This is a genomic window from Nocardia canadensis, assembly GCF_032656385.1.
GTDB lineage: Bacteria > Actinomycetota > Actinomycetes > Mycobacteriales > Mycobacteriaceae > Nocardia > Nocardia canadensis.
The window spans coordinates 1,858,733-1,883,852 of record NZ_JAVCWB010000010.1; the positions used below are offsets into that span (position 1 = coordinate 1,858,733).

Annotated in this window: 28 protein-coding genes; 15 read left to right on the plus strand and 13 right to left on the minus strand. The window is 69.5% G+C overall.

What is annotated here, in order from left to right; genetic code table 11:
- Positions 1–68: 68 nt before the first annotated feature.
- From Q7X29_RS31740 to Q7X29_RS31750, 3 genes are all read left to right on the plus strand, one after another.
- Positions 69–803, plus strand: a complete 735-nt coding sequence (locus Q7X29_RS31740; protein ID WP_316576218.1) for an SDR family NAD(P)-dependent oxidoreductase — start codon at positions 69–71, stop codon at positions 801–803.
- A gap of 189 nt (positions 804–992) precedes the next feature.
- On the plus strand, positions 993–1,448 hold the full coding sequence (mscL, locus tag Q7X29_RS31745) for a large conductance mechanosensitive channel protein MscL (RefSeq protein WP_255588734.1): 456 nt from the start codon (positions 993–995) through the stop codon (positions 1,446–1,448).
- 15 nt (positions 1,449–1,463) lie between these two features.
- Positions 1,464–1,646 (plus strand): DUF1737 domain-containing protein, encoded by a 183-nt coding sequence (locus tag Q7X29_RS31750; protein ID WP_218722004.1) that lies wholly within the window; start codon positions 1,464–1,466, stop codon positions 1,644–1,646.
- A gap of 9 nt (positions 1,647–1,655) precedes the next feature.
- Here the strand turns inward: Q7X29_RS31750 and Q7X29_RS31755 are convergent, their stop codons facing one another.
- On the minus strand, positions 1,656–3,104 hold the full coding sequence (locus tag Q7X29_RS31755) for a DHA2 family efflux MFS transporter permease subunit (protein WP_316576219.1): 1,449 nt from the start codon (positions 3,102–3,104) through the stop codon (positions 1,656–1,658).
- 5 nt (positions 3,105–3,109) lie between these two features.
- Positions 3,110–3,709: an NADPH-dependent FMN reductase gene (locus Q7X29_RS31760; RefSeq protein ID WP_218722006.1), complete on the minus strand. Its 600-nt coding sequence runs from the start codon at positions 3,707–3,709 to the stop codon at positions 3,110–3,112.
- 178 nt (positions 3,710–3,887) lie between these two features.
- Here Q7X29_RS31760 and Q7X29_RS31765 point away from each other — a divergent pair, with 178 nt between their 5' ends.
- Positions 3,888–5,246 carry an MFS transporter gene (locus Q7X29_RS31765; RefSeq protein WP_316576220.1) on the plus strand — a complete coding sequence of 453 codons (1,359 nt, stop codon included), beginning with the start codon at positions 3,888–3,890 and terminating at the stop codon, positions 5,244–5,246.
- A 75-nt stretch (positions 5,247–5,321) separates the two neighbouring features.
- On the opposite strand, the gene Q7X29_RS31770 is transcribed toward Q7X29_RS31765, so the two are convergent.
- From Q7X29_RS31770 to Q7X29_RS31780, 3 genes are all read right to left on the minus strand, one after another.
- Positions 5,322–5,591, minus strand: coding sequence for a hypothetical protein (locus tag Q7X29_RS31770; RefSeq protein ID WP_218722008.1), 270 nt, complete (start codon positions 5,589–5,591; stop codon positions 5,322–5,324).
- 487 nt (positions 5,592–6,078) lie between these two features.
- Positions 6,079–7,221 (minus strand): L,D-transpeptidase, encoded by a 1,143-nt coding sequence (locus Q7X29_RS31775; RefSeq protein ID WP_449411959.1) that lies wholly within the window; start codon positions 7,219–7,221, stop codon positions 6,079–6,081.
- A 196-nt stretch (positions 7,222–7,417) separates the two neighbouring features.
- Entirely contained in the window at positions 7,418–8,551 is a 1,134-nt protein-coding gene (locus Q7X29_RS31780) for a UDP-N-acetylmuramate dehydrogenase (protein WP_218722009.1), read from the minus strand.
- Between Q7X29_RS31780 and Q7X29_RS31785 the strand changes: the two genes are divergently transcribed.
- From Q7X29_RS31785 to Q7X29_RS31795, 3 genes are all read left to right on the plus strand, one after another.
- The gene (locus Q7X29_RS31785; protein WP_316576221.1) at positions 8,550–9,035 is read left to right on the plus strand and encodes a DUF2505 domain-containing protein; all 486 of its coding nucleotides are present in this window, start codon (positions 8,550–8,552) and stop codon (positions 9,033–9,035) included. The genes Q7X29_RS31780 and Q7X29_RS31785 overlap by 2 nt on opposite strands.
- 141 nt (positions 9,036–9,176) lie before the next feature.
- Positions 9,177–9,704: a DUF2505 domain-containing protein gene (locus tag Q7X29_RS31790; protein WP_218722011.1), complete on the plus strand. Its 528-nt coding sequence runs from the start codon at positions 9,177–9,179 to the stop codon at positions 9,702–9,704.
- A 24-nt stretch (positions 9,705–9,728) separates the two neighbouring features.
- On the plus strand, positions 9,729–10,529 hold the full coding sequence (locus tag Q7X29_RS31795) for a class I SAM-dependent methyltransferase (RefSeq protein ID WP_316576222.1): 801 nt from the start codon (positions 9,729–9,731) through the stop codon (positions 10,527–10,529).
- Here the strand turns inward: Q7X29_RS31795 and Q7X29_RS31800 are convergent.
- Positions 10,515–11,123 carry a hypothetical protein gene (locus Q7X29_RS31800; RefSeq protein ID WP_218722013.1) on the minus strand — a complete coding sequence of 203 codons (609 nt, stop codon included), beginning with the start codon at positions 11,121–11,123 and terminating at the stop codon, positions 10,515–10,517. The genes Q7X29_RS31795 and Q7X29_RS31800 overlap by 15 nt on opposite strands.
- A gap of 105 nt (positions 11,124–11,228) precedes the next feature.
- Between Q7X29_RS31800 and Q7X29_RS31805 the strand changes: the two genes are divergently transcribed.
- Positions 11,229–11,963 (plus strand): LmeA family phospholipid-binding protein, encoded by a 735-nt coding sequence (locus Q7X29_RS31805; protein ID WP_218722014.1) that lies wholly within the window; start codon positions 11,229–11,231, stop codon positions 11,961–11,963.
- A 5-nt stretch (positions 11,964–11,968) separates the two neighbouring features.
- Here the strand turns inward: Q7X29_RS31805 and deoC are convergent, their stop codons facing one another.
- Entirely contained in the window at positions 11,969–12,640 is a 672-nt protein-coding gene (gene deoC / locus Q7X29_RS31810; RefSeq protein WP_255588735.1) for a deoxyribose-phosphate aldolase, read from the minus strand.
- 143 nt (positions 12,641–12,783) lie between these two features.
- On the opposite strand from deoC, the gene Q7X29_RS31815 reads away from it, so the two are divergent.
- Positions 12,784–13,311 carry a GNAT family N-acetyltransferase gene (locus tag Q7X29_RS31815; protein ID WP_218722016.1) on the plus strand — a complete coding sequence of 176 codons (528 nt, stop codon included), beginning with the start codon at positions 12,784–12,786 and terminating at the stop codon, positions 13,309–13,311.
- Positions 13,312–13,315: 4 nt separating this feature from the next.
- Here Q7X29_RS31815 and purU read toward each other — a convergent pair whose 3' ends face one another.
- The 6 genes from purU to Q7X29_RS31845 form a co-directional block, all read right to left on the minus strand.
- A complete protein-coding gene (gene purU / locus Q7X29_RS31820; RefSeq protein WP_218722017.1) occupies positions 13,316–14,206 on the minus strand; it encodes a formyltetrahydrofolate deformylase in 891 nt (296 codons plus the stop codon).
- Positions 14,207–14,226: 20 nt separating this feature from the next.
- The gene (locus Q7X29_RS31825; protein ID WP_316576223.1) at positions 14,227–15,279 is read right to left on the minus strand and encodes an alpha/beta fold hydrolase; all 1,053 of its coding nucleotides are present in this window, start codon (positions 15,277–15,279) and stop codon (positions 14,227–14,229) included.
- A gap of 90 nt (positions 15,280–15,369) precedes the next feature.
- Complete coding sequence (locus Q7X29_RS31830; RefSeq protein WP_218722203.1) at positions 15,370–15,663, minus strand: DUF2516 family protein; 294 nt, start codon at positions 15,661–15,663, stop codon at positions 15,370–15,372.
- A 73-nt stretch (positions 15,664–15,736) separates the two neighbouring features.
- Positions 15,737–16,390 (minus strand): heparin-binding hemagglutinin, encoded by a 654-nt coding sequence (locus Q7X29_RS31835; protein ID WP_305082669.1) that lies wholly within the window; start codon positions 16,388–16,390, stop codon positions 15,737–15,739.
- Complete coding sequence (locus Q7X29_RS31840; protein ID WP_071932013.1) at positions 16,390–16,836, minus strand: helix-turn-helix domain-containing protein; 447 nt, start codon at positions 16,834–16,836, stop codon at positions 16,390–16,392. The genes Q7X29_RS31835 and Q7X29_RS31840 overlap by 1 nt, the downstream gene beginning before the upstream one ends.
- A 94-nt stretch (positions 16,837–16,930) precedes the next feature.
- Positions 16,931–18,262, minus strand: a complete 1,332-nt coding sequence (locus tag Q7X29_RS31845) for a DUF445 domain-containing protein (protein ID WP_218722018.1) — start codon at positions 18,260–18,262, stop codon at positions 16,931–16,933.
- Between the two features lie 266 nt (positions 18,263–18,528).
- Between Q7X29_RS31845 and Q7X29_RS31850 the strand changes: the two genes are divergently transcribed.
- The 6 genes from Q7X29_RS31850 to Q7X29_RS31875 all read left to right on the plus strand — a co-directional run bounded on the left by Q7X29_RS31850 (position 18,529) and on the right by Q7X29_RS31875 (position 25,075).
- Positions 18,529–19,215 (plus strand): TetR/AcrR family transcriptional regulator, encoded by a 687-nt coding sequence (locus Q7X29_RS31850; RefSeq protein ID WP_308248706.1) that lies wholly within the window; start codon positions 18,529–18,531, stop codon positions 19,213–19,215.
- A gap of 161 nt (positions 19,216–19,376) precedes the next feature.
- Positions 19,377–20,795: an ABC1 kinase family protein gene (locus Q7X29_RS31855; RefSeq protein ID WP_218722020.1), complete on the plus strand. Its 1,419-nt coding sequence runs from the start codon at positions 19,377–19,379 to the stop codon at positions 20,793–20,795.
- A complete protein-coding gene (locus Q7X29_RS31860; RefSeq protein ID WP_218722021.1) occupies positions 20,792–22,051 on the plus strand; it encodes a saccharopine dehydrogenase family protein in 1,260 nt (419 codons plus the stop codon). Before Q7X29_RS31855 ends, Q7X29_RS31860 begins: the two co-directional genes overlap by 4 nt.
- On the plus strand, positions 22,048–22,680 hold the full coding sequence (locus tag Q7X29_RS31865; protein WP_316576224.1) for a class I SAM-dependent methyltransferase: 633 nt from the start codon (positions 22,048–22,050) through the stop codon (positions 22,678–22,680). The genes Q7X29_RS31860 and Q7X29_RS31865 overlap by 4 nt, the downstream gene beginning before the upstream one ends.
- 76 nt (positions 22,681–22,756) lie before the next feature.
- The gene (locus tag Q7X29_RS31870) at positions 22,757–24,214 is read left to right on the plus strand and encodes an alanine/glycine:cation symporter family protein (RefSeq protein ID WP_316576225.1); all 1,458 of its coding nucleotides are present in this window, start codon (positions 22,757–22,759) and stop codon (positions 24,212–24,214) included.
- 15 nt (positions 24,215–24,229) lie between these two features.
- A complete protein-coding gene (locus Q7X29_RS31875; RefSeq protein ID WP_218722024.1) occupies positions 24,230–25,075 on the plus strand; it encodes a PPK2 family polyphosphate kinase in 846 nt (281 codons plus the stop codon).
- Positions 25,076–25,120 lie beyond the last annotated feature (45 nt).

Here is a 25,120-nt window from a genome sequence, read left to right on the forward strand (position 1 = left end):
CGCCGGTCCACATCAGCGTGATCCCAGCCATGGCGACGGCGAATCCACGGCGAATAAGATCAATCCACATGAGCACTCGCACCGCCGTCGTCACCGGAGCCAGCTCGGGAATCGGTGAAGCCACCGCCCGGGAACTCGCCAAGCAGGGCTACCACGTCTATGTGGGCGCCCGGCGGTTCGACCGGGTGCAGCGGCTCGCCGAGGAGATCGGCGGCACCGCCGTCGAGCTCGACGTCACCGCCGAGGAATCGGTGCGCGCGTTCACCGACTCGATCGACCGGGTCGACGTGCTGGTCAACAACGCCGGCGGCGCCAAGGGCCTGGCCACGGTCGCCGAGGCCGACCTCGACGACTGGCGCTGGATGTGGGAGACCAACGTCCTGGGCACCCTGCGCCTGACCAAGGCGCTGCTGCCGAAGCTGATCGACTCCGGCGACGGCCTGATCGTCACCATCACCTCCATCGCCGCCTTCCACGCCTACCCGAACGGCTCGGGCTACACCTCGGCCAAGCACGCCCAGGCCGTGCTGCACCGCACCCTGCGCGACGAACTGCTCGGGCAGCCGGTGCGGCTCACCGAGATCGCGCCCGGCGCGGTGGAGACCGAGTTCTCCCTGGTCCGCTTCGACGGCGACGCCGAGCGCGCGGCGAAGGTCTACCAGGGCATCGATCCGCTCTACGCGCAGGACATCGCCGAGATCGTCGGCTTCGTGGCGAGCAGGCCCGCGCACGTGAACCTCGACACGATCGTCGTCAAGCCCCGTGACCAGGCAGGCCCCGGCAGCTTCGCGCGACGCTCCTGACCTGCGACGTTCAATCCCCGGACCGGGCAACCGAATCCGGGGGCCACGGCTGCCCGAGTGGCGGGCCGGACCGGGGGAACCGATACTGCCCAGGACCGGGCCGAGGCATAGCTGCGAATTCGCTACCGACTGGAACGGTCGATAACATCGCCACGTTTGCCGATAGCCAGTCCTAGGAGTACTTCACCGATGCGCAGTATCAAGTCCGTGTTCGACGGGTTCAAAGACTTCCTGATGCGTGGAAACGTCATCGATCTGGCGGTCGCGGTGGTCATGGGCACCGCGTTCACCGCCGTCGTGACCTCGTTCACCAAGGGAATCGTCAACCCGCTGCTCGCGGTGTTCGGCTCGACCAACGAACTGGGTCTCGGCGTCCAGCTGATCGCCGACAAGCCGGCCACCTTCATCGCGCTCGGCCCGATCATCACCGCGTTCATCGACTTCTTCATGGTCGCGGCGGTCCTGTACTTCGTGCTGATGCTGCCGATGAAGTCGCTGAAGAACAAGTTCGGCACCACCAAGGCCGCCGAGCCGACCGAGACCGAGCTGCTCATCGAGATCCGCGATCTGCTGGCCAAGCAGCAGGGACTGAGCACCGAGCAGACCGAGGCGCTGAGCAAGGAACGCGCCACCGAGTCCGCGTAGCGGATAATCGCCCGCATGAGCGAACCACCGGACGGACTACCGGCCTATCGAGTCCTGACCGGCCCGGACGACGAGACGTTCTGCCGACGGGTGAGCGCGGCGCTGGCCCTGGGCTACGAACTCCACGAGGGCCCAGCAGTCACCTTCGACGGGACGAACGTCATCGTCGCCCAGGCGGTGGTGTGGCCGACCGGGTGACGGTCGACCTCACGCTTCGGCGCGGCGCGGCAGCAGCAGCGCCGGGATCATCGCCAGGGCGATCATGACCGGGGCGATCCAGTAGGTGTGCTGGAACGCCTCGGCCAGTGCCGGAGCCAGGTCGGCGCGCTGGTCGCGACTCATGCCGTGCAGGGCCTGGAGCCCGCCGGTCACCGGGAGCAGGGCGCCCAGTGTCACGGAGCTGACCGCGGTGCCGACCGCCATCGCGGTGGTGCTGATCATGTTCAGCACCGTCGACCCGGCCGGCTGTTGCGCCCGGCTCAGTGGCCGGGTCGCGGTGGTGATCACCGGCATCATGGTGCCGCCGCCACCGGCGCCCATCAGCAGCATGGTCAGGCCGAGCGCCCAGTACGGCGCGTCCGCGTCGAGCTGGAGCACGAACAGCACGAAACCGGTGAGCGCCACCGTGATCGACACCGGCAGATAGCGGCCGGGCGGGATCCGATCGATCAGCCGGCCCGCGACCTGCATGGTGGCGCCCGAGGCCAGCGCGAACGGAATCCCGAGAGCGCCCGCCACCAGCGCCGATTCGCCACGCACCACCTGGAAGTACAACGGCAGCAACAGCATCGACCCGAAGTAGCCGCTCGCGAACAACGCCAGCAACGCGGCGGAGATCCCGGTCGTGCGATTGCCCAGGACCCGCAGATCCAGCAGCGGAACCGGGATGCTCAGCGAGCGCAGCACGAAGGCGACGATGAGCCCGGCGCCGGCCAGCAGCGGCACCAGCACCGCGGCCGAAGCGAAGCCCGCGTTCTCCCCCGCCGCGGTCACGCCGTAGATCACCAGCGCCAGCCCCGGCGACATCAGCAGCAGGCCGAGCACGTCGAGCGGGCGCGGCGGCTCCGGCGCGTCGTCGGGCACCACCCGGGCCGCCAACACCAGCACCAGCGCGCCCAGCGGCAGGTTCAGGAAGAACATCCAGCGCCAGGACACCTCGTCGATCAGGTAACCGCCGATCACCGGCCCCAGCAGCGGGCCGACCAGGATCGCCAGGCCGAGGGTGCTCATCAGCCGGCCGAGCCGCTCCGGCCCGGCCGCGCGCAGCAGGATGGTCATCGCCACCGGCATCAGCAGCCCGCCGCTCGCGCCCTGCACCAGCCGGAAGGCGATGAGCGACTCGATGTTCCAGGCCAGCCCCGCCAGCACCGAGCCGACCGCGAACGCCGCGATCGCCGTCAGATACAGCCGTTTGGCGCCGAAGCGACCGACCAGCCACGCCGAGGTCGGCACCACGGCGCCGAGGGCGAGCGAGTAGCCGGTGGCCACCCACTGGATCGTGCTCAGTCCCGCGTCGAACTCGACGGAGAGTTTGTTGATGGCGACGTTGACGATCGTCTGATCGAGCGTCGCCATGATCATGCCCACCACCAGCACCAGCGCGATGCGCATCGGATCGCGGGTGACGGGTGGGGCTGTCGTGGTCGGGGTCAGCACGGCGATCACTTCCCGTACGGGCGCACGGCGCGGGCGGCGCGCAGGGCCTCGCCCCACCAGAGGAGCTGGTCGAGCAGGACCGCGGCGGCATCGGCGGCGCCCGGGTCGCTCAGTGCGCCCGCCTCGTCGAACCGGCCCCACGGATTGGGCAGGGCGACCGAGTCGCGGACGGTGACCGCGTGCAGTTCGGCGAAGACCGGGCGCAGGTGTTCCACCGCCCGCAGGCCGCCGGAGATGCCGCCGTAGGAGACGAAGCCGACCGGCTTGGCCTGCCATTCGGTGTGGTGGGTGTCGATCAGGTTCTTGAGCGTGCCCGGGTAGCTGTGGTTGTACTCGGGCGTCACCACGACGAAGGCGTCGGCGCGGGCGAGCTTGTCGGTGGCCTCGGCCACCGAGGGGTGCTCGGCGGCAGCGCCGAAGACCCGCGGCAGTTCGACCTGCCCGGCGTCGACCACGTCGACCTCGATCGCGTCGCGCAGCGCCGCCTGCCGGACGAACCAGTCGGCGACGGTGGGACCGAAGCGCCCCTGCCTGGTGCTGCCGATGACGACGACGACCCGCAGCGGGCGAATGGCGGTGCGGGCGTGCTCAACCGTGGCGCTCATGTGTTCCTCCGACTAGGTGGCAGCCGCTCGGCCGCCGCTGCGCACCACGGTGCTACCTCAACCTCCCTTCAGGTCAAGCGGACGCAGTCCACCCCTTGACGGGAATACCCCCCATGGGTATATAGTTGCATCCATACGCAGATAAGAGACCATGCATTACCCAGAAGGGCCGACCATCATGACCACCTCACTGTTCGCCCACCGGGACTATCGCCTGCTGTTCACCGCCCAGGTCGCCGCCCTGTTCGGCACCGGTCTCACCACGGTCGCCCTCGGCCTGCTCGCCTACGAGCTGGCGGGCGGCAACGCCGCGATCGTGCTCGGCACCGCGCTGACGCTGAAGATGGTCGCCTACGTGATCGTCGCCCCGATCGCGGGCGCCTACGCGGGACTGCTGCCGCGCAGGCAATTCCTGATGGCGCTCAACGGCATTCGCGGCGGCATCGTGCTGGCCCTGCCGTTCGTCGACCAGATCTGGCAGATCTACGTGCTGATCACCCTGTTGCAGATCGCCTCGGCCGCCTACACCCCCACCTACCAGGCCGTGCTGCCGGACATCCTGCCCGACGAGCGCGATTACACGAAGGCGCTCTCGGCCGCCCAGCTGGCCGCGACCATGGAAACCCTGCTCAGCCCGATGCTGGCGGCGCTGGCCCTGAGCCTGATCAGCTTCCACTGGCTGTTCGTCGGCACCGGCATCGGCTTCGCGGTCTCGGTCGCCCTGGTCATGGCGGCGCGCATCCCGAACGCGGTGGTCGGCGACGGCGCGATCGGGCAGCGTCTCGCCGCCGGCCTGCGGCTGTTCGCGGCCACCCCACGACTGCGCGGGCTACTCGGACTGAACCTGGTGGTCGCCGCGGCGGGCTCGGTGGTCATGGTCAACACCGTCAACTACGCCCGCGACGTGCTCGGCGGCGACCAGTCCGGCGTCGCGCTGCTGCTGGCCGCCAACGGGTTCGGCACCATGCTCGTCGCCCTGACCCTGCCCAAGATCCTGGACCGGCGCGGCGAACGTCCGGTGATGCTCACCGGCGCGGCCGTCCTGGTCACCGGCCTGGTCGCGGCGATCACCCTGTCGACCGCGAGCATCGGCGACTGGAGCTGGGCCGCCGCCCTGGCCACCTGGGCCGTCATCGGCGCGGGCACCGGCCTGGTCCTCACCCCCACCGGTCGCGTGCTGCGCCGCTCGGCCCGCGCGCAGGACCGCCCCGCCCTCTTCGCCGCCCAGTTCTCGCTCTCGCACCTGGCCTGGCTGATCACCTACCCGATCACCGGCTGGCTGGCCACCACCGCGGGCTTCACCACCACCTGGATCACCCTGGCCGTCATCGCCGCCCTCGGCGTCACCGCCGCGATCCGCCTGTGGCCCCGCCACGACCCCGCCGAGATCACCCATATCCACGACTTCGGCACCGTCGACCCGGCCATCCTCACCGACGCCACCGAAATCGCCCCCGGCCGCTACCAGCACACCCACCCCTACGTCATCGACCCCAACCACACCCGCTGGCCCACCCGCGTCCCCGCCCTGGTCTGACCGTCGCGAACGGAATGAACCCCGAGCCGTCTCGGCCGGGGTTCATTCTTCGGATCAGAACCAGGATCGAGCCCGTCAGTCACCGATGAACATGAGATACCCATTGGCGCGGAGCGCGATCGACGCGGACCTCCGCAGCAGGTCGACGGCCACCCGTTCGGCATCGGTCCGCACCTCGATTCCGTCGATCTGATCGAGGATCATGCCCAGTTGGTGCCGGTTGAACATGGTGTCGCCGTAGCGGTAGACCCCCCGGACCACGCTGGTATCGGGCTGGGCCGCGCACAGCCGGAACAACGTCTCCTCCGCATCGTCCCCGAAGCGCTGCAGCTCAGCGTGGTTCATGTCCTGCACAACAATGTCCAACGCCACCTGGTACCTACTCGTCTCCCGCGGGGTGCATTTTCTGATAATCCCTGGCATCGATGTCCCAGCCCACACTCGCCCACAGCGACGTAGCGGTCTCGCGCCTGTCGGGCCGACGTGCCCGCGGTACGCACGCTGTCGATGCGGCGATACCGCTCCAACTGCCAGACAGGACCTCGCCGACCCGGCCGTCGAGACTATCGAGCTTCAGCGGCGTTGGTCTCACCCTGTTGCAGATAGCTGCCGACCGCTACTCCGAGCGAAACTGGTCCAGCGCGGCAAGGGAATTCAGCAGTTGCGAGCCCCCGTCATAGATCAGGTCGGACAGATAATTGCCGAGCCCACTTACTTCATCGGATACGACGGACAGACCGTCACCCGGATTCCGGGTCCCCCGGAGATGCTCACATCGGCCAATGCTATTCGCGCACTGACAGTTTGAACAGAGTGGACCCGTTCCGCGAAGCTACCTCGGCGCAGCTGCTCCAGTGGTGGGCGCACCCGCGGGGAGGGCCGACATCGACTGCCAGGTGGGCCAGTCGATGGACCAGTCGTAGATGTCGCCGTCGGCCTGGGAGAGGGGAATGGAGGTGCCGGTGACCTCGACCGGGTCGCCGTAGCGGGCGGTCGGGAAGTAGGCCTGGGCGTCGGCGGGTGAGAGGTTGATGCAGCCGTTGGTGACGTTGGACGAGCCCTGGGCCGACAGGGATTCGGGGTTGGCGTGGATGAATTCGCCGTTGTTGGAGATGCGCACGGCCCAACGTTCGCGAACGTTGGTGTAGTACGGCGGATTCGACATCATGAAGTCCTCGTACTTCTCGGTGACCACGTGGGTGCCCGAGCGGGTGACGTTGCGCGGCTCGTTGCCCTCGCCGTAGGAGACGGCGAAATCGAAGACGGTGACGCCGTCGCGGACCACCTGCATGCGATGACTCGGCGCGTCGGCGATCACGATCTGACTGCGGCCGATGGTGAAATCGGAAGTCAGGTCGGAGTCGCCGTAGGCGCCGCCGCCCAGGTCGACGCCATAGAGCTCGGCCGCGACATGCACGGTGGTGCCGGGCGTCCAGTAGTCCTTGGGCCGCCAGTGCACCCGCGAACCGCCGTCGTCGGGCAGCCACGCCCACGAGCCCTCGGCGCCGGGGTCGGTGGTGACGGTGAGCGCCTTCTCCACCGCCGCCTTGTTCGTGACCGGGCCCGTGAACTTGATGATGATCGGGGCCGCGATGCCGACCTCCTGACCGTCCCCGATGTTGATCGTGGCCGGGATCGTCGACTTCGGCGTCAACGTGGTGAAGGTGCCGTCGATCGGGACCGGCTTGCCGTCGGTGCCGATCGCCGTGCCGGTCCAGGTGTAGGTGGTGTCGTAGCCCAGCGGCTCGGTGACCTGGTAGCTCGCGCGATCGGGCCCGAAGGTGCCCGCGACCTGCTTGCCGTTGGCGTTGGTGAGTGCGATCTGATCGATCCGGCCGTCGGCGACGGTCACCGACACGGGGGTGACCGGCGCGACGTCGGTCGCGCCCGCCGCGGGCGTCACGGTGACCCGGGCGACCGGGCCCGCGGGTGCGGCGTCGCCGCCGGGTCGGTCGATGGTGCAGCCCGTCAGCACGACGAGCACCGCCAGCAAGATCACCGCAACCACGGGGCGTCCGCGCCGAACACCCACGCCACGCCTGTCGGCGGCCAACGCGCGCCGGACATGCCGAACTGCCGTCCCGCGCGCACGCGACGAGGCGGTTACCGAAGGTTTGCTCACGGCATCGAATGTACGCCGGGCTACCGACCGGGCCGCGCGACCGCCGGGCTCAGAGGGTCAGGCCGACCGTCACCGGCTCCGGTTCCAGCCGCACGCCGAACCGTTCCTCGACGCCGGCGCGGACCGTGCGAGCCAGCTCGACGATGTCGGCGGCGGTGGCCGCGCCACGGTTGGTCAGCGCGAGGGTGTGCTTGGTGGAGAGCCGGGCCGCGGCCTGCTCGCCGGGGAAGCCCTTGGCGAAGCCGGCGCGCTCGATCAGCCAGCCCGCCGAGAGCTTGGTGCCGTCGGGCGCGGGGTAGGTCGGCACCGACACCTCGCCGAGATGAGCGGTGATGGCCGCGAGCACCTGCGGCAGCCGGTCCTCGGGCACCACGGGATTGGTGAAGAACGAGCCCGCGCTCCAGGTGTCGTGGTCGGCGGGGTCGAGCACCATGCCCTTGCCCGCGCGCAGCCGCAGCACCTCCGCGCGCACGGCCGCGGCCGGACGGGACTCGCCGTCGCCCGCGCCGAGCACCCTGGCCAGTTCGCCGTAGCGCAGCGGGGCACTCAGCCCGGACGGGTCGAGCGCGAACTCCACCGCCAGCACCACCGCGTCGTCGCTGTGCTTGAGCACGCTGGTGCGGTACGCGAAGCCGAGTTCGCCCGGCTCGGCCCAGCGGACCGCACCGGTCGTGCGATCGAGCAACCGCACCCGGCGCAGCAGCGTGGACACCTCGGCGCCGTACGCGCCGACGTTCTGCACCGGCGTCGCCCCGGCCGAGCCGGGAATCCCCGACAGGCATTCCAGCCCGCCCAGGCCGGCCGCCACGGTCGCCGCGACGACCGCGTCCCAGTTCGCCCCCGCCTCGGCGAACACGCTGTCGGCGCCGATCCGCACACCGGTGGTGCCCACCCGGACGACGACCCCGTCGAAGCCGGCGTCGTCGATGAGCAGGTTGGACCCACCGGCGATCAGCAGCACCCGGATCCCGGCCGCGTCCAGCGCCGACACCGTGGCGATCAGCGCCTCGGTGCTGTCGCATTCGGCGACCAGCGCGGGCCCGCCGACCCGCAGGGTCGTCAGTTCGGACAAACGCACCGATTCCCGCACCACCGCGCCGGTATCGGCGAGGAGGTCACGCACCTGATCGGCGGACACCACCTGAGTTGTTCCCACGTCACAAGACGGTAGCCTGTCGCGCATGGCTACACCTCTGGCGTACACGGCTCGCTACACCAAGCCGGTCGAGGCCGTGCGCGCGGCGTTCTCCGACGAGCAGTACTGGAAGGCTCGTATCGAGGAGGTCGGCGGGCCCGGCGCCCGGCTGGATTCCTTCGGCATCACCGGTGACCAGGTGCGCGTGCAGATGGTCCAGTCGATCCCCGCCGATCAGCTGCCGCCCGCGATCACCGCGGTGCGCCCCGGCGACCTGGTGATTCCGCGCACCGAGAGCTACACCGGCACGACCGGCACCATCGAGGCCCACGTCGACGGCGCGCCCGCCAAGGTCAGCGCCATCGTCACCCTGACCGACGAGGGCACCGGCTCGGTCGCCACCATCAGCGGCAGCATCGAGGTGAAGATCCCGCTGTTCGGCGGCAAGATCGAGGCCGCGATCTCCGAGCACCTGCTGGAACTGCTGGCCAACGAGGCCGGCTTCACCGAGCAGTGGCTCGCCGCCCACTGATTCCGCTCCGCACACCTGAAGCCCGGCGGGCCCGACCCGAGGGAGGGCAGGCCGACGACGTCGACCGTCGGCGGCCGTCCCGCCGGGACACAAGGGGCCGCCGACTCGAGCGCACCAGCGCTCCAAATACACTGCTCCCTCATGGCACGTCGACTTGACTACTCCGCCCGCTACCCGCTGCACACCGCCGAAGAGCTCTACGCGGCGCTGCAGAGCAGGGATTACTGGGAAGCGCGCGTCGCCGAGATGCGGAAGTACTCCCCGCACAACGAGGTGATCAGCCACGAGGTGAGCGACTCCGGCATCGATGTGGTGCTCGCCCACACCCTGCCGCGCGAGATGCTCCCCGAGATCGCCCAGACGGTGATGCGCAAGGACATGGTCATCACCCGCAAGGAGAGCTGGGGCCCGTTCGAGCGCGAGGAGACCGAGGGCACCTTCTCCGCCTCGATCCCGGCCGGCCCGGGCAGCCTCAACGGCGACATCCGGCTGTTCCCCACCGAGACCGGCGCGACCATGCGCTTCTCCCCCACCGCCAAGGTGTTCATCCCGATGGTCGGCCCGCGCCTGGAACAGCTGATGCTGGTGAACCTCGTCGACCTGTTCCGGGCCGAGCAAGAGGAGACCTCGCGCTGGCTGGAAGAGGCCGCCGCGAAGAAGACGGTCTGACGCACTCGCGCCCCGACGACCGCCGTGGACCGCAAACGACCGCTCCCGGTCGGCACCATCACCCGCGGCACGACCGGCGTCAACCGCCTGCGCCGCAGCGACCGCTGGCTGACCCACGACGACTTGGTGACCGAGCGCCTGCGCGCGGCCGCCGATCCGCTGATCGTCGACCTCGGCTACGGCGCCGCGCCGTGGACGACGTTCGAACTGGCCGCGCGGCTGCGCACCGTGCGCCCCGATCTGCGGGTGGTCGGGCTCGAGATCGACCCCGCCAGGGTCGTCGAGGGCCGTGACGGTGTGCGCTTCGCCCGCGGCGGTTTCGAGTTGGCCGGACTGCGCCCGGTGCTGGTCCGCGCGTTCAACGTGCTGCGCCAGTACCCGGAGGACGCCGTCCCCGACGCGTGGTCGCGCATCCGGTCGAATCTCGCGCCGGGCGGTCTGCTCGTCGACGGCACCTGCGACGAACTCGGCCGCCGCTGCGCCTGGGTGCTGCTCGACCGGCACCGCCCGCTCTCGCTGACGCTGGCCTGGGACCCGTTCACCGTCGAGCGCCCGTCCGAAATCGCCGAGCGACTCCCGAAAGTGCTGATCCACCGCAATATTCCGGGCGAACCGGTGCACGCGCTGCTCACCGCGGCCGACCGCGCCTGGGATCGCTCGGCGGCGCTGGCCCCGTTCGGTCCGCGTATCCGCTGGCGCGGGGCCGCGGAGCTGTTGCGCGAGAGCGGTTTTCCGGTGCGCGCGTATCGCCGCCGGATGCGCGACTGCGTGCTGTCGGTGCCGTGGCAGGTGGTCGCGCCGAACGGCTGGTCAGACGCCGGTTAACGCCCGGCGCACCCGTGCGGCCGCACGCGGGGCGAGTTGCTGTCCGCCCCACCAGATCTCGTCGATGTCGCAGCGGTGGATGGCGACCGCGTCGGCGACCACCTCGTCCAGCGCCGACTGCGAGATCTCGGTCTCGGCCAGATCGAGCACGGTGCGCACCGGCGTGGTGACCAGGAACGGCCCGGCCGACTCGACATCGGGCCCGTCCAGTTTGCGCCGGGTCAGCACCAGTCGCGGCGTCACCGGCGGACGCCCCGCCGACACCGACAGGTGCAGGAACCGCGGCTGTAATCGGCCGATCCCGTGCAGCTCGGCAGCGCTCTGATACGACACCGCCGCGGCGCCGTCGAACCAGGCCGCCCACATCGCGTACTCGTCGAGCGGACCGGCCCGCCATTGCGCCAGCCGCATCATCCCGACACCGGCCCTGGTCACCGAGCCGTCCCCGAGCGCCGCTCTGACCTGCACCTCACACCCGGTCCGCAATACCTGACGGGTCGTGAAGAAGCCCGCGTGTCGACCGGCGAGCCGCCGTAGCACGCGCCACCGATGATCCGCCGTCCCCTGCACCCGGCGCACACCCTCGCCAGTCATGGATCCAGGCTACGCCCGCCGGAGTGTGCCAGGTCACACTTTGCTGCGAAGGCTTTCACGCCGTCCTCAGAGCAGACACAGAAAGTTCGGGAAGAATCCGATGCCATGACCACGCAGACACCCCAACGCCCCAAGGTAGGTCGGCGCACGCTGGTGATCGCCTTGGTCGTGGTCGCCGCGCTGCTGGTGGCCGCGATCGTGGGCACCGAAGCCTATGCCCGCCACCAGATCTCGCGCTGCATCAGCAGCTCGTTCGAGCAGCAGATGGGGTCCACCATCGACGTGGGCTTCGGCCCGAAGCCGATGCTGCTCACCTACCTCGACGGCAAGGTCGGCTCGGTCACCATCGACAGCGAGGACAACAAGTTCGGTCCCGCGGTCGGGATGGTGGTGCACGCGGAGTTCGACGACATCGAGCTCACCGACCACGGCCGCGGCGGCGGCACCATCGGCGGTTCCTCGGCCGAGGTGACCTGGAACAACGACGGCATCCAGCAGACCCTCGGCGGCATGGTCAGCGGCGTGAGCTCCTCGCGCACCACCGGCGTGCTCACCCTCGACGTGATCGGCGGCCTGGCCCAGCTGCAGGTGCAGCCCATGGTGCGCAACGGCAATGTCGTGGTGGAGACCAAGTCGGCGCAGCTGCTCGGCATCGGCCTGCCCACCGACCTGGTGCAGGGCATCGTCGAGACCTTCACCCAGAGCCTGCAGAGCTACCCGCTCGGCCTGCGCGCGCAGGAGGTGCGGGTCACCGACGACGGCGTCACCGTGCACCTCGCGGGTGGCAAGACCACGCTCGAGAGCGCGCCCGACGGTCGGCAGGCCGACTTCACCTGCTGATGGCGCTAGCCGGGAAACCCGTCGAGCACCGCGGCGGACTTGGACAGCCCGAGCCGGGTGGCGCCCGCCGCGATCATCGCGGCCGCGTCCTCGGCGGTGCGGATGCCACCGCTGGCCTTGACGCCGAGGCGGCCGCCGACGGTCTCGGCCATCAGCCGGACCGCGTGCACGCTGGCCCCGCCCGCCGGGTGGAATCCGGTCGAGGTCTTCACGAAGTCGGCGCCGCCCTCCTCGGCGGCCCGGCACGCGCCGACGATCGCCTCGTCGGTGAGCGCGGCCGATTCGATGATCACCTTGAGCACGGCGCCGCGGTCGGTGGTCGCCTCGCGCACCGTGATGACGTCGGTGAGCACGGCGTTGAAATCACCGGCCAGCGCGGCGCCCACATCGATGACCATGTCGACCTCGGCCGCGCCCTGCTCGACCGCGAAGCGCGCCTCGGCGCCCTTGACCAGCGAGTGGTGTTTGCCGGACGGGAAACCGGCGACGGTCGCGACGACCAGCCCCGGCGCCCGCACCGGCAGCATCGAGGGCGACACGCAGATCGCGTACACGCCGAGCGTGCGCGCCTCGGCGATCAGCTCCTGGACCTGGGCCGGTGTGGCTTCGGGGGCGAGCAGGGTGTGATCGATCATCGCGGCCACGTCGGCCCGGGTCAGCGGTGTCGAGACGGTCATGGTCTCGAGCATGACACACCGCAACACGGCCGCCGCCGCGCAGGCCGCCACGCGAACAGCGTTGCGCGGGTGTACCCGAATCCGGGAGACTTAAGCGTGGCGGTTTTCGACCGGCGCCGGCCGCCGAGGATACGGAGACGATTGTGCTGATCCGTCGAGAGACCCCAGCGGACGCCGCGGCCATCGCCGCCATCCACCGCGACGCCTTCACCCCCCACTACGCCGACGACCCGGCGATCACCGAACCACCCGAGGTAGCGCTCGTCGACGCGCTGCGCACCGACGAATCGTGGATGCCCACGCTGTCGCTGGTCGCCCTCGAGTACGACACCGTGGTCGGGCACCTGTGCCTCACCAGGGCGGGGATCGGCCCGTTCCCGGTGCTCGCGCTCGGCCCGCTCGGCGTCGATCCCGACCATCAGAAGACCGGGGTCGGTTCGGCGTTGATGCACGCCGCGCTCGGGGCCGCCGACGCGCTCGACGAATCGGTCGTCGGCCTGGTCGGCAATCCCGACTACTACACCCGCTTCGGGTTCGTGCCCGGCGCCCGGCTCGGCATCGTGCCGGACGAGGCCGACTGGACGGAGTTCTTCCAGGTCCGTCCGATGACGGCCTACGACCCGGCCGTCACCGGCGAGTTCCGCTACCCGGCGCCGTTCTACGACCTCTGAGCGGTTACTCGAAGACGACCGTGCGGCGGCCGTGCACGAGCACCCGGCCCTCCAGGTGCCAGCGCAGCCCGCGCGCCAGCACGACCCGCTCGATGTCGCGGCCCTGCCGCACCATGTCGCGCACGTCGTCGGCGTGGTCGACGCGGATGACGTCCTGCTCGATGATCGGCCCCGCGTCCAGTTCGGCGGTGACGTAGTGACAGGTCGCGCCGATCAGCTTCACCCCGCGCGCGTAGGCCTGGTGGTACGGGCGCGCGCCGACGAACGATGGCAGGAAGCTGTGGTGGATGTTGATCGCCCGGCCCGCCCAGTGCGCGCACAGTTCGGCGGGCAGCACCTGCATGAAGCGGGCGAGGACGACGGCATGCGGATCGTGGGCGTCGACGAGATCGCGGACCTGCTCGAAGGCCGGGCCCCGCTCGGCCGGGTCCTTCGGAAACGGCACGTAGTGGAACTTCACGCCGTGCGCCTCGGTCATCCCGGCCAGGTCGGGGTGGTTGCCGATGACGGCCTCGATGGTGGCGGGCAGCTCGCCGGCGGCCGCGCGCCCGAGCAGGTCGTGCAGGCAGTGCCCGTCCTTACTGACCAGCAGCACCGCCCGGCGCGGCGCCCCCGAGTCGTGCAGCTGCCAGTCGGTCTCGGGACCGAACTCGGCGGCCACCTCGGCGAAGCGGGCGCGCAGTTCGTCGATGCCGAACGGCACGGTCGCGGCCTTGACCGCCTGCCGGGTGAAGAACCAGCCGATGTCACCGTCGGAGTGGTAGCCGGCCTCTACGATCGAGCCGCCGAAATCGGCGATGAACGAGGAGATCCGGGCGATGATGCCCGGCCGGTCCGGGCAGCCCAGGGTCAGCACGAACCGGCGGTCATCCGAGGTCACAGGGGCAGAACTCATCCGCCCATCCTCGCAGGCGCTCAGCTCACCGCGTACACAGGCTCACGGACGGCGGCCATGACCTCGGCCAGTTCGGCGTTGAACAGGTCGTGGCGTTCGACGTTGCCCAGATGGCCGGTCGGCAGCACCTTGTGCCGGGCGAGGTTGCCGGCGCGGCGCAGCAGCTCGGCGAGGCGCTCGGCGTGCAGCGGCGGGGTGAGGTCGTCGCGGTCACCGGCCAGCACGGTGGTGGGCACCACGAGGTTGGCGGCGTCGTCGCCCAGGTGGAGTTCGGCCAGGACCAGGCCCCAGCGCGAGCGCGTCATCGCCGGACAACCACGGACCACCGAGAGCGCGTAGTCGAGGGTCGGGCGCGGGGTGTCCAGCGTCATCACCTGGCGGGCGAAGATCCAGCGCACGGGCTTGATCGGCGGGAACAGCACGGGGGTGCCGAGGATGATCCTGCCCAGCCAGTCCGGCGTCGGCAGGTGCTTGCCGCGCAGGATCCGCAGCGGCCGGTTCAGGCCGGGGACCATGGTCGACACCTCGACGAGCGAATGCGCGCCGGTGTTGGTGAGCACCACCGCGGCGGCCTGATCGGCCACGCGCTCGGAGAAACGACCGGCCCAGGAGATCAGCGTCATGCCGCCCATGCTGTGGCCGACGAGCACGGCCCGCTGACCGGGCAACAGCACGGCGTCGAGGACGTCGGCCAGGTCGTCGGCGAGCAGGGCCGGGCTCGGCTTGGCGTAGCCGTTGGTGCTCTCACCGTGGCCGCGCTGGTCGTAGGCGACCACGCGGTACTCGCCGGCGAAGGCGTTGATCTGGGCGTTCCAGTACTCGATGGAGCAGGTCCAGCCGTGCACCAGCACCATGACCGGCGCGTCGACGGGCCCGTAGGCGTGCACTCGCAGCCGGGCGCCGTCGGCGGTGACCACGGGGATCACGTCCGCGGGCACGGTCGGCGGATCGAACGCCGCGACCCCGTGGGTTCGCGTCCGCAGATCGGCCCGGTGGGCCGCCAGGGTGGTCTTGACCACGAGGGACGCGGAATCGACCAGGTTCAGCAGAGCCGTCGGCAGCTTTGCACGCATCGGCACACTCCTTTGTGTTACTGCCAGATACAGTAACACCGCGTACCACTGAACCGCGAGGGATCCGCGCCGGAAATTCGGCGCGCGCCGTCACCAGCGCGGGCCGCGCTGCACCTCGTCGACCTTGGGACGCACATCCGCGAGGTACACACCCGTCGCGATGATCGCGATGAACGAGGTCAACATGCCGAAGCCGGCGATGCCGAGCAGCAGGAAGACCAGCGCGCCGGCGAGAATCGCCAGCCAGATCGGCTTGGTCATCTTGTCGACCGCCGGGAAGGCGTCCGCGCGCTGACGCACAGCGTGGATGAGCGCGAACACCGTCGCGCCGAAGGCCGCCACCCACAGGGCCAGCAGGATCAGCGACGTCAGACCGTTCACCATGTTCACTCCCCCATCATACGAACAGCGGCCCCGCTCACCAGTGGTGTGCGGGGCCGCTGTGCGCGGTGCTGTGTCAGGCCTTCTTGGGGGCGGCCTTCTTCGCGGGGGCCTTCTTGGCCGGCGCCTTCTTGGCGGCGGGGGCCTTGGCGGCCGGAGCCGGCGCGGGCTCCTCGGTGGTCACGGCGACGACCTCGGCATCGACGACAGCCGCGACCTCGTCGGCGACGGCCTCGGCCTCGGCCTTGCCACGGCCCAGCAGGTCGGTGACCTTGGCGAGGGCATCCTCGGCGCGGGCGGAGGCATCCTTGTACAGGCTCTCCACGCGACCGATCTGCTCGTCGACGGCCTGGTTGGCGCGCAGGCGGTCGACGGTCTCCTCACCGCGGACGGCGAGGTCGGCGTAGATGTCGAGGGCCTGGCGGTAGTACTGCTCGGCCAGCTTGCGCAGCTCTTCCGGGGTGAACTTCTCGCGCAGCTCGGCGAGGTCCTCGGGCAGCTCCGACGGCAGGCCGGCGATGCGCTCACGGATGGTGTCGAACTGGGCCTGCACGTCGGCGGGCACGTTGGCGATGCGCTCGCGGGCCTCGTCGACGCGGGCCTGCACATCGGTGGTGGCGACGCGCTCGCGGACGTCGGCGACGACCTCGTTCACGGCGGTGTAGATGGCGTCACCGGCACCGACGGTGGCGAACAGCGGCTTGGTCACGGTAGCGGTCTTCTCGGTCATCAGTCTTCGTTCTCCTGGCGTGGCGGAGTGTCAGTTGTCGTGAACGAAACGTCGCTGTCCCGTTCGATCCCCCCTGAGCCGGTTTCTTCCCCGTTTTCCCGGCGAAACGACTCATAGATTTCCAGCAACACCTGTTTCTGCCGCTCGGTCACCGAAGTGTCCGCGAGCAGGGCGTCCCTGACCGGGCTGTGCGGGCGCTGCTCGAGATATCCGGCCCGCACATACAACACCTCCGAGGACACCCGCAGCGCCTTGGCGATCTGCGCGAGTACTTCGGCGGAGGGGTTACGCAATCCGCGTTCGATCTGGCTCAGGTACGGATTACTCACCCCCGCCAGTGCGGCGAGCTGACGTAAGGACACCTGCGCGGCTTCGCGCTGGGACCTGATGAACCCTCCGATGTCTTGTGCCGCGTGCGCTACACGTCCCTCGGGCTGGTCTGCCATCACTCACCTTCTGGCGGTTGTACGGTCAATACTAAATCAGGGTGCTAGCTATTGCAAGCACTCCTGTTAGCACAGGTTCGGCTAACAGTTCGGCTCAGTGGAACAGCAACTGCGAGATCGTGTAGATGGCCAGGCCGGCCAGCGCGCCGACGACCGTGCCGTTGATCCTGATGAACTGCAGATCCCGGCCGACCTGCAGTTCGATCTTGCGACTCGCCTCGTCGGCGTCCCAGCGCGCGACGGTGTCGGTCACCAGGGTCGTGATCTCGGCCGAGTAGTTACCGACCAGATAGCGGGCGCCGCGGTCGATCCAGCCGTCCACCTTGCCGCGCATGGCCGGGTCGTCGCGCAAGCGTTCACCGAGCTGCTGCACATTCTCGGCCACCTTGCGGCGCAACGTGGAATCGGGGTCGTCGGCCGATTCCAGAATCAGCCGCTTGGCCGCGCGCCAGGTCGCCTCGGCCATGCCGGTGATCTGCTCGCGGCCCATGATCTCGGCCTTGACCTTCTCCGCCTTGGCGATCATCGCGTCGTCGTGCTGCAGATCGTCGGCGAAATCCTGGAGGAAGCGATCGGCGGCCTTGCGGAGTTCGTGATCGGGATTCGACCGCACCTTCCAGGTGAATTCGACCAGTTCCCGGTAGATCCGCTCGGACAGCAGCGTGTTGACGAATTTCGGCGCCCACTGCGGCGCGTCGCGCAGCACGATCCGATCGATCGTCTCCTGCGAACCCAGCGCCCACTGATGCGCGCGCTCGGCCAGCAGGTCGATCAGCGGCAGCTGGCGATTGTCGGCGATCATCTCCGAGAGCACCCGCCCGAGCGGCGGACCCCACAGCGGTTCGGCGATCCGCTTGACGATCGTGTTGTCGATGATCTGCTCGACGTCCTCGTCGCGCAGCACGCCGACCACCGCGGTCAGGATCGTCGCGCTTTCCTGGGCCACCCGCGCCGCGTGGCCCGGATCGGCCATCCAGCGCCCGACCCGCAGCGAGATCTGCGCGGAGTCCAGCCGGGCCGACACCACGTCCGGCGCGAGGAAGTTGGTCCCCACGAAGGCGCCCAGGCTCGACCCGAGCTGGTCCTTCTTCTTGCGGATGATCGCGGTGTGCGGGATCGGCAGGCCCAGCGGGTGCTTGAACAGCGCGGTCACCGCGAACCAGTCGGCCAGCGCGCCGACCATGCCCGCCTCGGAGGCGGCCCGCACGTAGCCGACCCACTCGCCGCCGGAGCCGCGCGATTCGAGCCAACGGCAGAACAGGTACACCGCGCTGGCCACCAGCAGGAATCCGGTGGCCAGCGCTTTCATCTTGAAGAGGTCACGTTTCTTGCCGGCCTCGTCGGTCATGACCGCGAAACCCGCTGGTTGCGCGGCGGGCTCGGTGCGCGGCGTGAGAACCGCCGTGTTGCCGGGAGCTTTCTCCATAGCCCCCATTCTGCTGTGCGCGCGGCGAGCGCGCCGCCGCCAACCCGCGTGGCGCCCGCCCCGACGCCGCAAAACCGCCCGGTTCGTCTTACGCGCGGGTAAGCACCGAGATGTGGTAAATGCCGCAACGTCGACCAAACGAGCGCCACCCCACACCGGCGCGCCTAAGCTGTAGAACCAGAGACGCCACTATCGATCACAAGGGGGCTGTTCTGTCCACCGAAGACCTTGTCGAGATCGGCGAGCAGACGGGCCGCGCCGCCACCGTGCGCGGCGGCGGTCCTGTCGACGGCCGCAAACGGCGGTGGCGACAGCACAAGATCGACCGGCGCGAAGAGCTGGTCGACGGCACGCTCAACGCCATCCGCGCGCGCGGCAGCCAGGCGGGCATGGACGAGATCGCCACCGAGATCGGCGTGTCCAAGACCGTGCTGTACCGCTACTTCGCCGACAAGAACGACCTCGTGCACGCCACCATGCAGCGGTTCATCGAGACCACGCTGCTGCCGCGCGTGTACGGCGCGATCAACCTCGACGCCGACGAGTACCAGCTGGTGCGCGCCGCGATGACCGAGTACGTCGGCACCGTCGACGACGACCCCGAGGTCTACCGGTTCATCATGAGCAACTCCGCGGGCGACAAGTCCTCGCTGGCGGAGTTCGAACGGCTCTTCGCCGAGGTGGTCACGGCCGTGCTCGTCGACCGGGCCGGCGCCAAGGGCGTGCGGACCGACGGCGCGATGCTGTGGTCGTATGTGCTGGTCGGCGGCATCCAGCTGGCCACGCATTGGTGGACGACCACCGAGAAGGCGATGCCGCGCCAGGACGTCATCGACTACCTGACGATGATGGCGTGGTCGGCGATCGAGGGTGTCGCCAGGGCGGGCGGGTCGCCCGAGTACTTCACCTCGCAGAGCCACCAGCTGCCCGAGATTCCCGTCCAGCCCTCCTGACCGGGCGATCCTCGCGATCGCCGGAGCCGGGCTCGACATCGCCGCCCGGTTCGTTACGCTGAACCGAGCGGGGCGCTGTGGCTTGCGTCACCGCGGGTGGTCGCGTGCGCTTCGTGTCGTCGGCGGCCACCCTGCGCGTCGGCACCAATGGAGGTACCTCGATGGCGAAAAACGTGCCGACATCCCGGCTTGCCCGCGGGACGAAGCTGGGGGCGGTAGCGGCGAGCTCGGTGATCCGCTCGAAGAAGACCAGACTGTCCATGCGCGGCCGCTCGGAAGCCGTGCGCGCCAGAATGGCCGAGGAGTCGATGATCCGCACCACCGAGCAGGTGGTCATGGTGCTGGGCACCATGAAGGGCGTGGCCATGAAGCTCGGCCAGATGATGTCGGTGCTCGACCTGGATCTGGTGCCGCCGGACCATCGCGACCGGTTCCAGCAGCGGCTGGCCGTGCTGCGCAACGCCGCGCCGACCGTCTCGTTCGACGCGATGCGCGCGGTCGTCGAGGAGGACTTCGGCCGTCCGCTGACCGAGGTGTTCGCCGAATTCGACCCCGAGCCGATCGCGGCGGCCTCGATCGGCCAGGTCTACCGGGCCACCCTGCCCGACGGCAGGGCCGTCGCGGTGAAGGTCCAGTACCCCGGCGTCGACGCCGCGGTACGCGCCGACCTGAAGAACCTGACCATGTTCCGCCGGGTGCTGGCCTCGGCCATGCCGTGGATCACCCCGGCGGTGCTCGACGAGCTGAAACTGAACATGGAGGCCGAACTCGACTACGTGGCCGAGGCGGTCACCCAGTCCGAGATCGCGCACCTCTACCGCGACCACCCGTTCATCGTGGTGCCCGACGCGGTGCGGGAGCTCTCGACCACCCGCGTACTGGTCAGCGAGTTCATCGAGGGCACCGGCTTCGACGAGATCCGGAATCTGCCCGCCGCCGAACGCGACCGGGTCGGCGAGATCATCTACCGCTTCTACGTCGGCTCGCTGTTCACCTTCAACGAGTTCTGCGGCGACCCGCATCCGGGCAATGTGCTGCTGGCCCGCGACGGCCGGGTGGCCTTCCTCGACTTCGGCCTGTTCAACCGCATGGACCCCAAACTCGTGCACTTCGAGATCCTCTGCCTGCGCGCCGCCGCCGAGGACCGCGCGGAAGACCTGCGGCAGTTGATGATCGAGCGCGGCGTGATCGATTCGCCGGACGAGATCGGCGCCGAGGAATGTCTCGAGTACGTACTCGCCGCCTCCGAATGGTGTCTGGTCGACGAGGAACTGACCATCACCCCCGAACTCGCCAGCGGCGCGTTCCTGCTGGCCGTTGACCCCAGGGCCAGCGAGTTCACCGGCATGAAGCAGCAGAATCTGCCGCCGGAGCACCTGTTCTCCCGCCGGGCCGACTTCCTCACCTTCGGCATGCTCGGCCAGCTCGACAGCACCAACAACTGGCACCTGATCGCCCGGGAATGGCTCTACGACGAGCCCCCGGTCACCGAACTCGGTCTGGCCCACCGTGATTGGCTCACCACCCACCCGCCGAAACCGACGAAGAAGCCGCGCGCCCGCAAGGCGAGCACTCGATGAAAGGCGCCCCTGTGCCGCAGCACCGCGAGTTCGACCTGATCCTGTTCGGCGCGACGGGATTCGTCGGCAAACTCACCGCCGAATACCTGCTCACCGCCGCCCCCGCCGACGCGCGGATCGCGCTGGCGGGCCGCTCGGCCGACAAGCTCGCCGCCGTGCGCGCCGAACTCGGCCCCGCCGCGGCGAATTGGGAACTGGTCGTCGCCGATTCGACCGATCCGGCCTCGCTCGCCGCGATGGCCGAGCGAACCAAGGTCGTGGTGACCACGGTCGGCCCGTACCTGCGCTACGGCATGCCGCTGCTCGGCGCGTGCGCCGCCGCGGGCACCCACTACGCCGACCTCACCGGTGAGCCGCTGTTCATCCACGACGCCATCGAGCAGTTCGAGCGGGTCGCCGTCGACTCCGGTGCCAAGATCGTGAATTCCTGTGGCTACGACTCGATTCCGTCGGATCTGAGCGTCTACGAGATCTACCGCGCGAGCGTCGCCGACGACACCGGCGAGCTGGAGGACACCACGCTGGTCGCCTACCTCAAGGGCGGAATGAGCGGCGGCACCATCGATTCCGGCCGCGCCATGATGGAGGACATCGCCGCCGATTCCGGCCGCGGCAAGATCCTCGCGCACCCGTACTCGCTGAGCCCCGATCGCTCGATGGAGCCCGACGTCGGCCGCCAGTCCGACCAGGCGCTGGCCCGCGCCGACAGCATCGACCCGAGCCTCAACGGCTGGGTCACCACGTTCATCATGGCCTCGCACAACACCAAGGTCGTGCGCCGCACCAACGGCCTGCTCGGCTGGGCTTACGGCAAGCAGTTCCGCTACCGCGAGGTCATGAACGCGGGCAACTCGGCGGCGGCGCCGCTGGTGGCGGCCGGGATCGCGGGCGGCATCGTGGCGGGCATGGCCTCGGGCGCGGTGCTCTCGCGCGTCTCGTTCGGGCGCAAGCTGCTCGACCGCATCCTGCCCAAGCCGGGCACCGGGCCCAGCGAGAAGGCGCGCCTCAGCGGCTGGTTCACCATGAAGACCTTCGCCCGCACCAGCTCCGGCGCCAAGTACCAGGCCACCTTCTCCGGCACCGGCGACCCCGGCTACCAGGCCACCGCCGTCCTGCTCGGCCAGGCCGGTTTGAGCCTGGCCTTCGACGAACTCCCGCCGCGCGCGGGCATTCTCACCCCCGCCTCGGCCATGGGCGAGGCGCTCACCGAGCGGCTGCGCGGCGCGGGCATGACGATCGAGGTCGCACGGCAGTGAACCTGGCCCGCAGGACCATGAACGCGCCCGCGCTGGCCGCGGTCTACGAGCACGCGTGGCGGCCCACGCTGTTCTACCTGGCCAGCGGCCGCACCACCGGCAGCGATCGCCGCGAGGCCGTGGACACGCTGCGGCTCAGCGGTAGCAAGAAGGTGCTCGATCTGGCTTGCGGCCCCGGCAATTTCACCCGGTACCTGAGCGAGTTCCTCGCCGGTGACGGCTTCGTCACCGGGCTGGACTACTCCGAGCCGATGCTGGCCAAGGCCGCCGTCGACAACGCGGGCCCGCGGGTCGGCTACGTCCGCGGTGACGCGCGGATGCTGCCCTTCGCCGACGGAACCTTCGACGCCGTCTGCTGTTTCGGCGCGCTGTACCTGATCCCCGATCCGATCGCGGCCACCCGCGAGATGATCCGGGTGCTCGCGCCGGGCGGCCGGATCGCGATCACCACCAGCTTTCGCGAGGACAACCTGTTCGGCCGGGCCAGCACCGTGGCCGCGGGTCTGAGCGGGCTGCGGCTGTTCGGTCGCGACACCTTCCCGCGTCTGTTCGCCGAGGCCGGGCTGGTCGAAATCGACCAGCGCGTGCACCGTTTCATGCAGTACGTCGACGCCACCCGGCCCGCCTGACCGGTCAGGACGCGGATCGGGCGACATCGGGCGCGGCCTGACCGGTCGCGCGGTTGCCCGACGGTAGCCTCGCCGCATGGACACGCTGAACTCGGTCGTCGTCGATGGCAACGACGTGTTCTGGAACTGGCTGCTGATCCCCCTGGTGATCGCGGCCGGGCTGTACTTCACCGTGCGCAGCGGAGTGGTGCAGTTGCGGATGCTGCCGGAGATGCTGCGGGTGGTCGCCGAGAAGGGACAGCCCGCCGCCGACGGGAAGAAGTCGGTGTCGGCGTTCGGCGCGTTCAGCATCTCGGCGGCGGCGCGGGTGGGCACCGGCAATATCGCCGGCGTCGCCACCGCGATCAGCGTCGGCGGGCCGGGCGCGGTGTTCTGGATGTGGGCGATGGCGACCCTCGGCGCGGCCTCGGCCTTCGTCGAATCCACCCTCGCCCAGCTGTACAAGCGGCCCGAGCACGAGCCGGGCACCTTCCGCGGCGGCCCCGCCTACTACATGCAGTACGGGCTGCGGCGGCGCTGGCAGGGCATGATCTTCGCGGTCATCATCACGGTGACCTTCGGTTTCGTGTTCAACGCCGTGCAGTCCAACACCATCGTGGCCACCACCAGGGCCTCATTGCCGGACCTCGACGGCGACTGGTTCCCCGTGGCTGTCGGGCTCGCGCTGATCGCCCTGCTCGGGGTGGTGATCTTCGGCGGAGTGCGCCGGATCAGCCACATCACCGAGGTGCTCGTGCCGGTCATGGCGATCGTGTATCTGTTGCTCGGCATCGCGGTGGTGGTGCTCAACATCGACGATCTGCCGCGGGTGATCGCCGATATCGTCGGCGGCGCGTTCGGCCTGCGCGAGGTGGTCGGCGGTGGCGTCGGCGTCGCGATCGCGCAGGGCATCCGGCGCGGCATGTTCTCCAACGAAGCCGGTCTCGGTTCCTCGCCGAACGCGGCGGCCGCGGCCGACGTCTCGCATCCGGTGAAGCAAGGGCTCGTGCAGTCGCTGGGCGTCTACTTCGACACCCTGCTGATCTGCTCGATCACCGCGTTCATCATCCTGACCAGCGACCCCGACCTGTCGGAGCGGCGCAGCGCCGACCTCACTCAGAGCGCGCTGCAGACCAGCCTCGGCGGCTGGGCCGGACACGTGCTGACCGCGGTGGTGTTCCTGCTCGCGTTCAGCTCGATGATCGGCAACTTCTACTACGGCCGGGCCAATATCGAGTTCATCACCGACCGGCCGGAGGTGCTCACGGCCTTCCGGGTGGCGGTGCTGGTGGCCGTGTTCGGCGGGGCGCTCGGCTCGGTGAGCCTGATCTGGAACCTGGCCGATGTGTTCATGGGCGTGATGGCGCTGGTCAACCTGGCCGCGATCATCCCGCTCGGCGTCGTCGCGTTCCGGCTGCTGGCCGACTACCGCGCGCAGCAGGCCGCGGGCGCCGATCCGGTATACGTGCACCGGCCCGAGATCGCCGACCCGGCCGGCGTCGCCTGCTGGCAGGCAACGATTGCGTCGAGCTTGCCGGTCGATCGCGCGCAGTAGTGGTAGGCATGGGAAATGGCGAAACACTGGGCCGAACCCGTCACCACCGCGTTGCGGGCCGACGGCCAGCGGATCATCGATCTCGACACCTCGGCGACGCCGGGGTTCATCGGTGACAAGCAGCGCGGCAAGACGCTGCTGACCGAGCGTGGCATCGTGCTGTCGGATCTGCAGGAGAAGCTGTTCGCGCACGGTCGCACGGGCGGTAAGCACAGTGTGTTGCTGGTATTGCAGGGCATGGACACCGCGGGCAAGGGCGGCATCGTGCGCCACGTGATCGGTTCGGTCGATCCGCAGGGGGTCGACCACGCGTCCTTCGGCGTCCCGACCGAGGAGGAGAAGCAGCACGATTTCCTCTGGCGCATCCGCAAGCGCCTGCCCGCGCACGGCCAGATCGGCGTGTTCGACCGCTCGCACTACGAGGACGTGCTGGTCGTGCGAGTGCACGAGCTCGTGCCGCAGTCGGAATGGGAACAGCGCTACGACCTGATCAACGCCTTCGAACGTGAGGTGGCCGACACCGGCACCACGATCGTGAAGGTCGCCATGTTCGTCTCCCTCGACGAACAGAAACGCCGACTGCGCGAGCGGCTCGAGCGCCCCGACAAGTACTGGAAGTTCAACCCCGCCGACATCACCGAGCGCGGCTTCTGGCCCGACTATCAGAAGGCCTATCAGACCATTCTGGAACGCACCAACACCGACTACGCGCCGTGGTACGTGCTGCCCGCGGACCACAAGTGGTACGCGCGCCTGGCGGTGACCGAGTTGTTGATCGACGCGCTGACCGGTCTGGACCTGGACTGGCCGCCCGCCGATTTCGATGTCGCCGAGCAGCTGCGCAGGCTCGAGGAGTCCTGACCGGATCGTTGAAGAAACTCTCAGGTTCGGCCCGCATGATGTCCC